The sequence below is a fragment of the Pseudomonas sp. R151218B TE3479 genome (assembly GCF_053629195.1).
Map to the genome: position 1 here is coordinate 2,857,883 of NZ_JBRJHV010000001.1, position 14,119 is coordinate 2,872,001.

A 14,119-nucleotide genomic window follows, 5' to 3' on the forward strand; every position below is an offset into this window, starting at 1 on the left:
TGAAGGATAAATAACATGGCTAGAATTGCTCATGTGTCATCCGTTCACTCTCGTTACGATGTGCGTATCTTTCAAAAGCAATGCAGAACTCTTGTCGAGGCAGGGCATGAGGTATATTTTCTTGTTGCGGACGGGAAAGGTGATGAGGTCAAGGAAGGCGTTGCTTTTATCGATGTTGGAAAGTTACAGGGTCGCCTAAATAGAATATTTAAGACCACCCAAATCATCTGCAAAAGAGCAGCGGAACTTAATGCTGATGTCTATCATTTGCACGATCCTGAGCTCATCCCCGCTGGGCTGAAATTGAAAACACTTGGAAAGAAGGTGATTTTCGACGCGCATGAAGATGTTCCCAAGCAGATATTGGGTAAGCCTTATTTAAATAAGGTTTCAAGAGTCCTTATATCGAAAATCTTCGCTGCTTACGAAACATGGGCCTGTCGAAAGCTTGATGCAGTTTTGGCGGCGACGCCCTACATACGCGATAAATTTTCGGCTATCGGTGTTCGTACACTTGACATCAATAACTATCCTATTATAGGGGAGTTGTCTGGTGGCAGCGTGGACTGGTCAAATAAAAAAGCGCAAGTCGTTTATATTGGCGGGCTGGGAGAGATTCGCGGTATTCGGGAGATCGTCCAAGCGATAGGGTTAGCCTCACCCAGTGTATCCCTTTCAATCGGCGGCGTTTTCACTGAGTCTGCCTTTGAGTCGGCAGTTAAGACTGAGCCAGGATGGCGCAAGGTTATCCATCTCGGATGGCTGGATCGTCAAGGTGTTAAAGAGATACTTGATGGTTCAGTGGCGGGCCTCGTGACACTTCATCCTACCCCGAACTATTTGGATGCATTGCCAGTAAAGATGTTCGAGTATATGGCTGTTGGATTACCAGTGATTGCCTCTAACTTCTCTCTCTGGCGAAATATCATTAACTCCAGTAAGTGTGGCATTTGTGTTGATCCACTAAACGCTCAGGAAATAGCCGAGACAATCGACTATCTGGTTGCGCACCCTGCGGAAGCGGAAGAGATGGGGCGGAATGGCCAGCGAGCTGTTCTTGAAAAATATAACTGGGGCGTCGAGGCGAAAAAGCTTTGCCTATTTTATTCCGATTTGTTAGAGGTTAAGCAGTAGATGAAGATTTTGACAATAATTGGAGCGCGCCCCCAATTTATCAAGGCAAGTGTCGTTTCTCATTTCATTTCCACGTTGCCGGGAGTCGAAGAAGTTGTCGTTCATACGGGTCAACATTTTGACTTTAATATGTCTGATGTATTCTTTCATGAGCTGGGTATGAGTGCGCCTGCCTATCATTTAGACGTTCATGGTGGTAGTCACGGTGATATGACTGGGCGGATGCTGATTGAAATTGAAAAGGTTTTACTTCTCGAACGCCCTGATATCGTACTTGTGTACGGCGACACTAACTCCACATTGGCGGGAGCGTTGGCCGCCGTAAAGTTGCATATTCCCGTTGCGCATGTGGAAGCGGGACTGCGGTCTTTCAATATGGCGATGCCTGAGGAAGTTAACCGTATTCTGACCGATAGGGTTTCTCGTTGGATGTTTACCCCTACCGCAACGGCGGCAGAGCATCTAACAACAGAAGGTGTAAGTAGAGCCAACATAATTCCAGTCGGAGACGTCATGTATGACGTCGCGAAGTTCCATGGCAGACGTGTTGACGCTAGCGGGCGTGTAATGTCTAAACTCGGCCTCAAAGAAGCTGGCTTCGTACTGGCGACAGTTCACCGGGCAGAAAATACCGATGATCCCGCTCGGCTTACCTCGATCGTCGAAGCATTCCGTGACCTGTCTACCGATTTGCCGATCGTGTGGCCTGTGCATCCTCGTACCAGAGCGGTTTTGGAGAAGCGTGGGCAACTGGATGATATACCTCAGCACCTGCATCTGATCGACCCAGTTGGTTATTTGGATATGGTTCAGCTCGAGAAGCATGCCGCACTCATTGCCACTGACTCCGGCGGAGTTCAGAAAGAGGCATTCTTCTATGGCATTCCCTGCGTCACGTTACGGGATGAAACTGAGTGGATAGAATTGGTCGAAGCCGGATGGAATCGCTTGGTATCACCGAAGTCGTCGCAAGAAGTTGCAGCAGCTATTCGCGCAGCGGTGGGCACTAAGGGTCTAGCTGTCCAGCCTTACGGTGACGGCAATGCGGCAGAACTGATCGTACGACGCCTTGTAGAGGATCTTTCGGCATGAAGAATGTCTGGATTCTTAACCACTACGCTCAAGAGCCGGGTGGTGCAGGTGGCACGCGTCACTATCAACTGGCGAAGAATCTGCCTGCGCATGGTTGGGAGGCTTCGATTGTCGCGGCCAGTGTGGAATACCAGTCTGGTCGGCAGCGTCTTGCAAATTCGGAGTCTGCCAGGCTTGATCAGTATGGCGGCGTTCCATTCCTGTGGTTGCGAACATCAGGATATGAAGGAAACGGTGCTGCGCGCATGCGTAATATGCTGGAGTACACTTGGCAGGTTGTTAAGCCCGGTAAACTTACTGCATTGAAAAAGCCCGACGTCATCATTGGCTCGAGTGTTCATCCGTTTGCGGCAGCCGCGGGGGCAGTGCTTGCTTGGCGATATAAAGTGCCTTTCGTATTCGAAGTGCGAGACCTATGGCCGGAAACGCTTATCGATATGGGGCGGCTAGAGCGCAAAAGTATAATTGCTCGTTCGCTTCGCGTATTGGAAAGGTGGCTCTACAAACGTGCCAAGCGGATTATCGTGTTGCTGCCTAAAGCGCATGAATACATCGTCCCTATGGGAATCGATCCTAAGAAGATTGTTTGGATTCCAAACGGGGTCGATCTTGAAGATTTTCCTCGCCCTGAGGAAAAGGCCGTCGGTGATGAGTTCACGATGATGTACTTTGGGGCTCATGGCTCAGCCAATGGGCTCGATAATGTGTTGCGCGCGCAGAAAATCATTGAAGCCGATCCCGAAATGTCGCATGTTAAACTGCGAATTATTGGCAACGGGCCGTGCAAGGTTGACTTGCTTAACCTGTCCAATGAGTTGGGCCTTAAGCGTGTGAGTTTCGAAGATCCTGTTCCTAAAAGGCAAATTCCGGCATTGGCCGCGCAAGCGGATGCCTTTGTCTTCAATCTAATCAATGCACCAGTGTTCAAGTATGGGATTAGCTCGAACAAACTGTTTGATTTCATGGCGGGCCAGCGTCCAGTTCTTTTCTGCTGCGACGCAGGTAATAACCCTATAGAAGACTCTGGTGCCGGATATACGGTTGAGCCAGGTAACCCCAAGGCGTTGGCTGACGCGATTGTCAGAGTGTCTAGGCTTTCAAGCGCCGAGCGGATAAAGATGGGGTGTGCAGGGCGTCACTACGTCGAAATCGAGCATGGTTTCGATAAGCTTGCCAGAAACTTGGCAGAGTGCCTCGACGAAGCATGTGAGCCCACCAGATGAAGAGAGTAATCGACTTCGTCGGTGCCCTGGTGGGCTTGATCGTTCTGTCTCCGATAATAGTTATCGTGGCAATCCTGATCAAGCGCCGGTTAGGAGGGCCAGTGTTATTCCGACAGGTTCGCCCTGGGCGTGGTGGAAAGCCTTTTGAAATGGTCAAATTCCGTACCATGCGTGATGCATATACTCGCGATGGCGCACCCTTGCCTGATGCGCTACGGATGACCCCGTTTGGTAGCTTCCTACGCTCCAGCAGCCTGGATGAATTGCCGGAGCTTTGGAATGTGCTTAAAGGCGAGATGAGTCTAGTAGGGCCTAGGCCGTTGTTGATGGAGTATCTACCGCTCTATAACACGCGTCAGTACCTTCGACATCAGGTCCGGCCAGGCGTTACGGGCTGGGCGCAAATCAATGGGCGTAATGCGCTGGATTGGCCGGAGAGATTCGAACTAGATGTGTGGTATGTCGAAAATCGCTCCCTTTGGCTAGATTTGAAAATTATCGCTATGACGATCAAGAAGGTCGTAAAAAAAGACGGTATCAGCGCTAGCGGAGAAGCCACCATGTCCAAATTCACGGGCAATCAGGAATGAAGAAACTTGCGATACTTGGCGCAAGTGGTCATGGCAAAGTAGTCGCCGATACTGCGGAATGTTGTGGCTGGTCGGATATTGTTTTCTTTGATGATGCATGGCCTTCACGAACCACCAATGGTTCCTGGAAGGTAGTAGGCACAGGCAGCGAGTTGTTTGAGCGAATCGGTGAATTCGAGGGTGTTGTTGTCGCTATTGGCAATAACAATATTCGCCAACAGAAGCTTATCGCACTCACTCAGCGAGGAGCTGTTTTGGTGACGCTCATTCACCCTGCAGCTCAGGTCAGCCGCCACGCCAGTGTGGCAGTGGGTACAGTGATTTTTGCCGGGGCTGTAGTAAATGCCGGCGCCAGCGTGGGGTTGGGCGGGATTTTAAACACCGGATGCAGTGTCGATCATGATTGTGTCCTGGCGGAAGCCGTTCATATCAGCCCAGGTGCTCGGCTTGCCGGCGGGGTCGAGGTGGGTGATCGCACATGGGTAGGAATAGGCGCTTGCGTAAAGCAAATGGTGACACTCGGCGCTGATGTATTGATCGGCGCCGGGGCGGCAGTCGTGGCTGATGTTGTAGGAGGCTGCGTAGCGGTAGGCGTTCCTGCGCGGGTCTTATAGAGTTCCATCCATTTAGTGATGTGGCGGTAGAACGCGTTTTGAAGCCGTTTGCATCCTTGCCAGTTTGACGAATTAGGAATAGTTCAATGCTGAATACCCCCTTTTCTCCGTGGCCATCTTTCTCTGAAGAGGAGGCAAATTGCGCTCGCGATATCATTCTGTCCAACAAGGTGAACTATTGGACCGGGCAGGAGTGCCGCCAATTTGAGCGAGAGTTCGCCGATTGGGCCGAGACTGATTATGCGGTCGCAGTGGCCAATGGTACGGTAGCGCTCGACTTGGCGCTTCAGGCACTGGGTATTGGCGCTGGTGATGAAGTGATTGTGACTTCCCGAACCTTTTTGGCCTCTGTTTCCAGCATCGTTAATGCTGGCGCCATCCCTGTGTTCGCGGATGTAAATGCGGATTCGCAGAATATTGATGCGTCAACCATCAAGGCAGTCCTGTCTCCTCGTACCAAAGCCATCATCTGTGTTCACCTTGCCGGATGGCCTTGTGATATGGACCCGATAATGGCCCTGGCGACTGAGCACGGGATACGAGTAATTGAAGACTGTGCGCAGGCGCATGGCGCTCGATACAAGGGCAAGGCGATCGGGTCGATAGGCCATATCGGTGCTTGGTCGTTCTGTCAGGATAAGATAATGACCACTGCCGGTGAAGGTGGCATGGTTACGACGAATGATCGTGAACTTTGGGCCAAGATGTGGTCATTCAAGGATCATGGAAAGAGCTGGGAAGCCGTGTATGAGCGACAGCATGCCCCAGGATTCCGTTGGCTGCACGAGAGCTTCGGAACCAACTGGAGAATGCTGGAGGTACAGGGCGGGATTGGCAGGATTCAGCTGAAACGGATGCCCCAGTGGCATCAGTCGCGGTTGGCTAACGCTCGCCGTATCTGGGATTGCGCCAAGGCTTTGCCAGGGTTGCGTGTGCCACGGATTCCCAACGATATCGTGCATGCAGCGTATAAGTGTTACGTCTTCGTAGAATCGGACCAACTCGCAGAAGGATGGGATCGAGACCGGATCCTTAACGAGATCGGCGCCTGCGGTGTGCCTTGCTTTTCGGGTTCATGCTCAGAGGTCTATCTTGAGAAGGCTTTCGACAATACTCCGTGGCGACCCGAGGGGAGCTTGCCAGTGGCAGCGCGACTCGGAGAAACAAGTCTAATGTTCTTGGTTCATCCAACGCTGACGGACGCCGAAATGGCCAAGACTTGCGAAGTGTTGACAAGGGTTATGCACGACGCGACTGGAAAATGAAATCCTGGGTGGTATCTAGCGCATGAGAAAGTTTGATACCGCCCAAGTCGACTTCTCTGTTTTTAGTGAAATTGCACCGCCCAGGCAGAACGAATGCATTGAATGGGATAGGACGGGGTCTGGTTTGGGGCGGAGTCAGAAGAGTAAAAATGGACGCAAGGCATGTATGACTAATGATTATTAAACTGCGCTCTTTAATGGTTTCGCAATGTTTGTTTGCCTTGTTATTTCCAGGTACCATTCTTTATTATGTTGCTGTTACAAGTCATGTTATACCCCCTCTTGTGGGGGGGTACTTTGGTGCGATTTGCGCTTTGTCATTGCTCATGCTGTTTCCATTAAGCGTTTGGGACGTGCTACGAAGGGGTAGAATAGAGCTCGTAGAGTTTTCATATGTGCTATTTTTATTGTTTTTCACCGCAATTGTGATCTGGAATGGGTTGTTTGGTAATTCTAGCTTTATGGTTTGGCATTTGGTGTCAGTTCTACAAAGTTTGACGGTGTTTGTATTGTGTAAACGAGTCTTCTCAGGGGCGGTAGAAGGGTCTCGCATTGTTTTGTTCTGTTGGCTGGCAGCTTCTATATGCATACTTACATTCACCGTGGATGGCCGATTCATGCTTCGTGGAATGGCCGATGACGTTGGTCAGATCCCTAGCTATCAGACGTTCGCGCTTTGCTATTTCATTGCAACAGCATTCATTGTTAGGTCTGCAACAAATCGACAGCTACGCATGGGGGTTCATATTATTGCGTTAGCCTGTCTATACATTAACTCCGCCAGAAGTGAGTTTGCCGGATACGTTTTTTTTGCCTTGTTGTTGGAGTTTCTTTCTTACAGGAAAAAATCCACGCCGATCATTATTGGCGCAATAGTTATAGGTTTGTCTTCTGTCATGCTGGCTACTGGTGGTATCACCATTCCAGAAAGCAGAGTCGCAACCTTGGTTAACTTGCAGGAAGATAATTCGAACAATGAGCGAGGTAGAATGGCTCGCGAAGGTATGGAGAAAATATTTAATAGCCCTATAGTTGGCGCATACGGCGAATACGAAGAGGGCGGATACATCCATAATGTAATGTCGGTATGGCAAGAAACAGGTGTCGTTGGTATGATATTCTTCACTCTATTGGCTTTCCTTCCGCTTATTCAAGGGTGTGTGAGTTATAGTTTTAGAGACTCAACGCACCAATCAAATATTGCTATTTCATTGCTTGCAACATCAATACTGCTTTTGATTGTAGGGAAATATTTTACATATTTGATGTTTCCCGCAGCGTTGGCTATCTATGCATCCTCTAAATCTTTGAGCCTCCGTAATAAAGTGAGTCTAGACTCTGTACGAAAATAACTCTCGTGATTGCCGCAGGGCGCATGCCAGTTAAATCATCGAAAAGCCATGTCGCAAATGGTATGCAACCTGCTATCTTATCGGTAGCTATTTTCGTTAAAGGCGAGATCCTAGCAGAATGAATTTTCAATTTCGCAAGTGCATCTATACTAAGTGTCAATGGCATGAAGGGCTTGTGAACAGGACATAGGCGACCGATGAATCGAAGAGACTTACTCATTTCTGCAGGAGTGGTCGCCGCTTTTTCGGCGATTCCTTTCATACGTAGATTAAACCCACCAGCACCTCTTACGATTCAGAACGCGTATAGCTTATGGTACAACCGACCTGCAGTAGCAGAGCTTACTGGCGGATTTTGTTTCGGCTATATTACCTCAGGTGGAGAGGTCTCTGTCGCAGAAATAACGAATGACCTATTGGTTCGTAGAGTCAATGTAATGGCTCGTTTCGAAGGAGCGAGTGATCACGGATCGCCTGCCTTGATCAGAATTCCGTGTGGAAAATTCGAAGGGCATATTCTTGCTTGCTTCAGTAATCACGCTTCTCCATTGTATTGTATGCGAACTAAGCGTCCTGAAGACATTGGTGAGTGGGAGGATATCCGAGTATTGGATACCGGACGATCAACTTATGCGTCTGTAGCGGGGCTACCCAATGGACGAATAGTCCTCATGCATACGCTACAAGAGCGCATCGGGAATAGCAGCGCGGGTGAGTGGCGCAGGACGGTTGCAAGATCCAGTGATGATGGCGGAGGGACTTGGTCTACGCCTGTACAGATTGCAGGCTACGGGGCGGGAACCTTTCCATATTCGACCCCTTTGGCATTATCGTCTGAGGGACGCTGTGCGATGTCATATGCCATTTACAGGTCGGAACATAAGCGTCACGAAGGACTGTAGGTAGTCATTTCGGAAGATGCCTTCCTTTCGAAGATTGAGATCCCCATAAGCCTGGGTGATGATCAAATTTACGACACCATCCCCTATGAAACGAGGTGGGTAGAAAATGACACCGTTGCAGTGTCATATAGCCAAATGAGCCAAGACGGCACGCGCGGAGTCGGCAAAATTGCTTTTGTCGACGTCGAGAATCGATCAGTAAAGTCAATCGTCACGCTGACCGAGGCAGCCGTCCACACGTACGCAGGCGGTGCCGCACTCGATGGGAGTGGCTCGTTCGCAATCAGCTCGCCTCCCGGTGGTGGCCTGATCATGCAGGACATTCGTAACGTGAATTCGCAAGCCATTATCGAGCGGGGAAGCTTCTCATCACCATGGATTTTCACTTTGCAAGGAAAGCCCATGATTTCTGCGCTGAAAAATCCGTCCATTGAGACGACTCGGCGCTTCTCCTCAGAGCTTTTCGTTATGCCCTTGGTATAGCGTAGAGCATCGCTCGGGCGGTTTAGATCTAAGAAATCTAAGAAATCCTGCGAGCCTCAGGGGGCGCCCTCTACCTGTCCTGCGCCTTGCCTACCTTCAGGAGCCCATCATCACTGTGACCCAACACCAGCGTCGAAAGTGTTTGCTCTGCATTGTCCTGGGCTTGTTATTGCTACAGGCAGCTTGGGCGTCATCCAGGCTGCTTTGGACCTGGTTGATCCGCTGGGTGTCTTTAGTGTCGGTGCAACCGTTACTTTATTACGACGCCTGCTGCGAGGCGAAAGTCTACGAGGCTCATCGTAGCCATGCTTAAGTTTGCTTCGCGTCAATATGATCGGCATTTGGCAGTGACGTTAGCAGTGGTGGCGATTAATATGTTCTGGTTGTTGCCGCTGGCGGCATGTGCCGTATTGTGGAATTTGGGTGGAATGTTGACTTTAATCATTGCCTGCGTGCGTTTGTACTGCTCTCCGTCAGATTTCATGCTGGTGAGCTTGAGAAGGCCTGGTTTAAAGGTAAAAATTCGCGCTTTGTTTATCGGTTGTCCAACGGTCGATGATGGAGCCGCGTTTATCAGGAATGGATTGGGTTTAGGAGTTGGCCGAGGTGCGTGAAGGGTTTATGGATAAATTAAGAACAGCGTTGCTGGGGCTGCCACGACGCCACAAACGCGCGATCCAGGTGGCTATGGACATCCTTCTCGTATGGCTCGCTTTGTGGCTGGCGTTTGTTGTTCGGCTGGGCGTCGACGCATTGGCAGCCCCGATTGAGACGCACCTTTGGCTTTTCACATTCGCACCGGTGATCGCAATTCCGATCTTCATCCGCTTCGGGATGTATCGTGCCGTCATGCGTTATTTCGGCAACGACGCGCTGATTACCATCTGTAAGGCGGTCAGCCTTTCGGCCTTGTTACTGGCGCTTGTCGTGTATTGGTACAGCAATCACACCAACGTGGTCCCACGCTCCATCATCTTCAATTACTGGTGGCTCAGCCTGATAATGATTGGCGGGATGCGCCTGATGATGCGGCAGTATTTCCTCGGTGACTGGTTCACCGCCGCCCAGCATGTGCCCTTCACCAACCGTGACGACGGCTTACCCAAAGTTGCTATATACGGTGCCGGTGCTGCAGGTAACCAGCTCGTGGCCGCGCTACGCATGGGGCGGGTGATGCGTCCGGTCGCGTTCATCGATGATGATCGCAGCATTGCAGAACGGGTGATTGCCGGGCTGCAGGTCTATCAGCCCAAACATATTCAAAGGATGATCGATGCGACCGGTGCCCAGGAGATTTTGCTGGCGATCCCGTCGTCGTCACGAGGTCGTCGGCGGGAAATATTGACGTTGTTGGAAGGTTTCCCGCTGCATGTGCGCAGTGTTCCAGGCTTCATGGACTTGGCGAGTGGCCGGGTCAAGGTGGACGACATCCAGGAAGTGGATATTGCGGATCTTCTCGGGCGCGATCCTGTGCCTGCACAGGCTGACTTACTTGAGCATTGCATCGCAGGGCAGTCGGTATTGGTTACCGGTGCGGGAGGCTCGATCGGTTCTGAACTTTGTCGGCAGATCCTGTCACTTAAACCGACAACGCTGCTGTTGTTCGAGCACAGTGAGTTTAATCTCTACAGTATTCTGTCTGAACTTGAACCGCGAATCGCTCGGGAATCATTGTCTGTTCGTTTGCTGCCCATCCTGGGTTCTGTACGGGACCAGGACAAGTTGCTTGATGTAATGAAGACCTGGAATGTCGACACGGTCTATCACGCCGCCGCTTATAAGCATGTGCCGATGGTTGAGCACAATATTGCCGAGGGTGTCTTGAACAACGTGATCGGGACGTTGAACACCGCGCAAGCCGCGTTGCAGGCCGGTGTATCGAATTTTGTGTTGATCTCCACCGACAAGGCCGTGCGCCCCACCAATGTGATGGGCAGCACCAAGCGCCTTGCAGAACTGACCTTGCAGGCCCTGAGCCGTGAACTGGCGCCAGTGCTGTTCGGTGATAAGGCCAATGTCTCGCGAGTTAATAAAACCCGTTTTACCATGGTCAGGTTCGGCAATGTCCTGGGTTCGTCTGGGTCGGTTATTCCGCTGTTCCATAAGCAGATCAAGACCGGTGGCCCGTTAACCGTTACGCATCCCAAGATCACGCGTTATTTCATGACCATTCCCGAGGCCGCACAGTTGGTGATTCAGGCGGGCTCCATGGGCTTGGGCGGCGATGTGTTCGTGCTGGACATGGGCGAGCCGGTGAAGATTGTCGAGCTGGCAGAGAAGATGATTCACCTGTCTGGCTTGAGTGTTCGTTCGGAAAAGAATCCTCATGGCGACATTGCAGTGGAGTTCACAGGCCTGCGCCCTGGCGAGAAGCTTTACGAGGAGTTACTGATTGGCGATAACGTTGTCGCGACCTCGCATCCGATGATCATGAGCGCTAACGAAGATCATCTGCCGTGGGATGTGCTCAAGGCCAGATTGGCTGAGTTGCTGGTTGCCATCGAACACGATGATTATGCGAGGGTCCGCCAGTTGCTTCGCGATACCGTCAGTGGCTACGCCCCGGACGGTGAGATTGTCGACTGGATCTACCAGCAGCGCCGCCTCGAACCGTGATTGTTACACAACCTGTAACGTACACGCTTTTGACAGCGCTCCATCATCGCCTAAGTTTGAGAAGCAGCTTCGGAAAAGCTGTTTCTCTCTTAACGATGTCATGGAGCGTCATTTATGCGTACAGGTTATTTCTACTCTCTGGTTTTTGCCTTCCTCACCAGCGTTTCTATCGCCGCAACTGCTGCGCCTGTAGAAAGTAGCGGTACGAAGGCTGCGCCGCAGATTATGGCTCAGACGTCGAAACCGCAGGCTCCCAAAGTGGATCTCAACGTGGCGGATGCTACTACGTTGGAGCACGAGATGGCCGGAATAGGCAGAATCAAGGCCGAGGCGATTGTTGCATATCGTGAGAGTAATGGCCCTTTCTCCTCAGTAGAAGAGCTATTGGAAGTAAAGGGGATCGGCAAGGCGATCTTGGACCGAAACCGTGACAAACTTGAAGCAAATTGATTTGATGCACTGAAAGACCGGTCATATGACCGGTCTTCGCATATTGGCGATGGATACTCCATTGCATGATGTGCTGATCAATCATGGATTTAACGTACGCTCAGCCTAACGGGTCTGGGGTTTGAAGGGCTGGATTCTAGGAAGATATAAGGCAAGCGTCGTGCGACCTATGTAGGCAGGAAGCTGAACGGAAGACCTTGATTCTCTAGCCTCTCTGTCCAGACCTGCACGCTATCGAGGTTTCCTTAATGTCGTGGTTAGCTTTCCCACTTATCATAACTGCGGCTTTTATGCTGACGTGGATCCTGCGTCGCTATGCGCTGTCGCATAGTCTTATCGATTTACCTAACGCGCGCAGTTCCCATACGGCTCCCACCCCTAGAGGGGGAGGCCTCGCCATCGTCTTGAGCTTTCTGACGGCCTTGCTGGCTTTGTTTCATTTAAATCTCCTATCTCCCGAGTATTTAGCCGCGTTGCTTGGCGCTGGCTCATTCGTAGCCATCAACGGCTTTTGGGATGACCACCGTGATATTCCTGCAAGGTGGCGACTTCTGGGCCATTTTCTTGCCGCATTCTGGGCGTTGTACTGGATTGGTGGTCTTGCTCCTATTTCCATTTTTGGACTGATTGTTGACCTGGGCATGATTGGTTACGTCGTCGCTGCGTTTTTTTTGGTGTGGATGCTCAATCTTTATAACTTCATGGATGGGATTGACGGCATCGCCGGGATTGAAGCGATATCCGTGTGCGCTAGCGTCGCCGTGTTGCATTGGCTGAAGGGGGATTCTCAGATCGAGGTGCCGCTCTTGCTTGGCTGCGCTGTCCTGGGGTTTCTATGCTGGAATTTTCCACCCGCCAAGATATTCATGGGCGACGTGGGGAGTGGCTTCCTAGGCATGACGTTTGGGATTTTCACGCTTCAGGCTGCGTGGGTATCGTCCGATTTGTTTTTTGCGTGGCTGATCCTCCTTGGTGTTTTCATTGTGGACGCTACTCTGACGTTGATACGTCGTTTACTGCGAGGAGAGAAAGTTTATGAAGCTCACCGCAGTCATGCTTATCAATTTGCCTCACGTTATTACGAACGGCATTTACCTGTGTCATTGGCGGCCGGAGCATTGACCATGATGTGGTTGTTGCCAGTCGCTTTCCTGGTAGTTGATGAGAAGCTGGAAGGTATTGTCGGATTGCTTGTAGCGTACTTACCTCTGGTGCTGCTGGCGTTAAAGTTCCGAGCCGGTGATGTGGAGGTTCGTTAACTGCCGGTTTTTTCGGCAAGCCCATCATTAAACTAGAGCGCTTCTCGCCCAACCGTTGGATATGAGGAACGATGCCATGCACAAAGACTACCCAGCCGCCTACCAAGTCAGCAAAGGCTCAGCCCTGCAAGTGGACAAACCCTTCTACGACCGCATCCGAGCGCAGCAGGACAAACGCACCCTGATCGAACAGTTCGAAGTGCCAATCCGCACCGGCCGCGCCTGGCACGTACCCGCCGGTCATGTGTTCCGCGTCACGACCCCGGTGGGCCCGCAGGTGGGGGACTTCAACGTCTGGAACGCCCACGACCCACGGGAGCGCCTGTGGGCGGCGCGTACTCGCCAGCTTCAGGGCGCCCACGTCACCACCCATGATCGGTTGTGGTCTAACCTGCCGTTCCTGCGACCGCTGGTGACCATCACCGATGACAGCCTGGCCGGCTATGGCATCGACGAGCATGGCGGGCGGCTGCATGATTTACTGGGAACACGCTGTGACCCGTACGTGAACAAAATGCTCACTGGCGAAGACTTTCATCACCATTGCCACTCGAACCTGACCCGTGCGGTCTTGCCCCACGGCCTGACCGAGTTCGACGTGCACGACGTGCTGAATATTTTCCAGTGTACCGGGCTCAATCATGACGACATGTACTTCATGAAGGCCTGTCCGGCGCAGAAGGGCGATTATCTGGAATTCTTTGCCGAGATCGATCTGTTGTGCGCCCTGTCCACCTGCCCAGGGGGTGACCTGTCGCTGGCCATGTGGGGGCCGGATGCGCAGGATCCTCTCAGCGTCTGTCGTCCGCTGGGTGTGGAGATCTATCGGTTGGAGGATTCATTGCTGGAGGGCTGGAGCCAGCCTGAGCGGGCGGCGTACAACGGGTTGCATGGGTTGCATATTGCCAAGGCGGATTGGGAGAAGTAACGCAGTAGGCGGACAGGACGTGGCCTTCTGTGGCGAGGGGATTTATCCCCGCTGGGGCGCGCAGCGGCCCCTTTTAAAACCCACCCAGTCGATCAGATAGACCGCGTGACAGGTTTTGGGGCTGCTGCGCAGCCCAACGGGGATAAATCCCCTCGCCACAAAAGTGTTGTGTCAGGCACTACTCCACAGTGTTGTGCCAGCCAGCCAGCAC

Annotated in this window: 12 protein-coding genes and 1 pseudogene; all 13 read left to right on the plus strand. The window is 51.7% G+C overall.

The window, feature by feature from the left end:
- The first annotated feature begins 15 nt into the window (after positions 1-15).
- A complete protein-coding gene (locus AB7M32_RS12785) occupies positions 16-1,134 on the plus strand; it encodes a glycosyltransferase family 4 protein (protein WP_454250095.1) in 1,119 nt (372 codons plus the stop codon).
- Positions 1,135-2,226 carry a non-hydrolyzing UDP-N-acetylglucosamine 2-epimerase gene (wecB, locus tag AB7M32_RS12790; protein WP_454250096.1) on the plus strand — a complete coding sequence of 364 codons (1,092 nt, stop codon included), beginning with the start codon at positions 1,135-1,137 and terminating at the stop codon, positions 2,224-2,226.
- Positions 2,223-3,449, plus strand: a complete 1,227-nt coding sequence (locus tag AB7M32_RS12795) for a glycosyltransferase family 4 protein (RefSeq protein ID WP_454250097.1) — start codon at positions 2,223-2,225, stop codon at positions 3,447-3,449. The genes wecB and AB7M32_RS12795 overlap by 4 nt, the downstream gene beginning before the upstream one ends.
- Positions 3,446-4,039 (plus strand): sugar transferase, encoded by a 594-nt coding sequence (locus AB7M32_RS12800; RefSeq protein WP_454250098.1) that lies wholly within the window; start codon positions 3,446-3,448, stop codon positions 4,037-4,039. The genes AB7M32_RS12795 and AB7M32_RS12800 overlap by 4 nt, the downstream gene beginning before the upstream one ends.
- Entirely contained in the window at positions 4,036-4,653 is a 618-nt protein-coding gene (locus AB7M32_RS12805) for an acetyltransferase (RefSeq protein ID WP_454250099.1), read from the plus strand. Before AB7M32_RS12800 ends, AB7M32_RS12805 begins: the two co-directional genes overlap by 4 nt.
- Before the next feature lie 86 nt (positions 4,654-4,739).
- Positions 4,740-5,918, plus strand: a complete 1,179-nt coding sequence (locus AB7M32_RS12810; RefSeq protein WP_454250100.1) for a DegT/DnrJ/EryC1/StrS family aminotransferase — start codon at positions 4,740-4,742, stop codon at positions 5,916-5,918.
- 173 nt (positions 5,919-6,091) lie between these two features.
- Positions 6,092-7,270, plus strand: coding sequence for an O-antigen ligase domain-containing protein (locus tag AB7M32_RS12815; protein WP_454250101.1), 1,179 nt, complete (start codon positions 6,092-6,094; stop codon positions 7,268-7,270).
- A gap of 1,037 nt (positions 7,271-8,307) precedes the next feature.
- Positions 8,308-8,655: a hypothetical protein gene (locus AB7M32_RS12820; protein WP_454250102.1), complete on the plus strand. Its 348-nt coding sequence runs from the start codon at positions 8,308-8,310 to the stop codon at positions 8,653-8,655.
- A gap of 145 nt (positions 8,656-8,800) precedes the next feature.
- A pseudogene (locus tag AB7M32_RS12825) lies at positions 8,801-9,214 on the plus strand (hypothetical protein); the annotation flags it as partial.
- 62 nt (positions 9,215-9,276) lie between these two features.
- Positions 9,277-11,271 (plus strand): polysaccharide biosynthesis protein, encoded by a 1,995-nt coding sequence (locus tag AB7M32_RS12830; RefSeq protein WP_454252132.1) that lies wholly within the window; start codon positions 9,277-9,279, stop codon positions 11,269-11,271.
- Between the two features lie 114 nt (positions 11,272-11,385).
- On the plus strand, positions 11,386-11,721 hold the full coding sequence (locus AB7M32_RS12835) for a ComEA family DNA-binding protein (protein ID WP_072408395.1): 336 nt from the start codon (positions 11,386-11,388) through the stop codon (positions 11,719-11,721).
- Between the two features lie 290 nt (positions 11,722-12,011).
- Complete coding sequence (locus AB7M32_RS12840) at positions 12,012-12,980, plus strand: MraY family glycosyltransferase (protein WP_454250103.1); 969 nt, start codon at positions 12,012-12,014, stop codon at positions 12,978-12,980.
- Positions 12,981-13,056: 76 nt separating this feature from the next.
- Positions 13,057-13,908 (plus strand): urea carboxylase-associated family protein, encoded by an 852-nt coding sequence (locus AB7M32_RS12845; protein WP_454250104.1) that lies wholly within the window; start codon positions 13,057-13,059, stop codon positions 13,906-13,908.
- Positions 13,909-14,119: the final 211 nt, after the last annotated feature.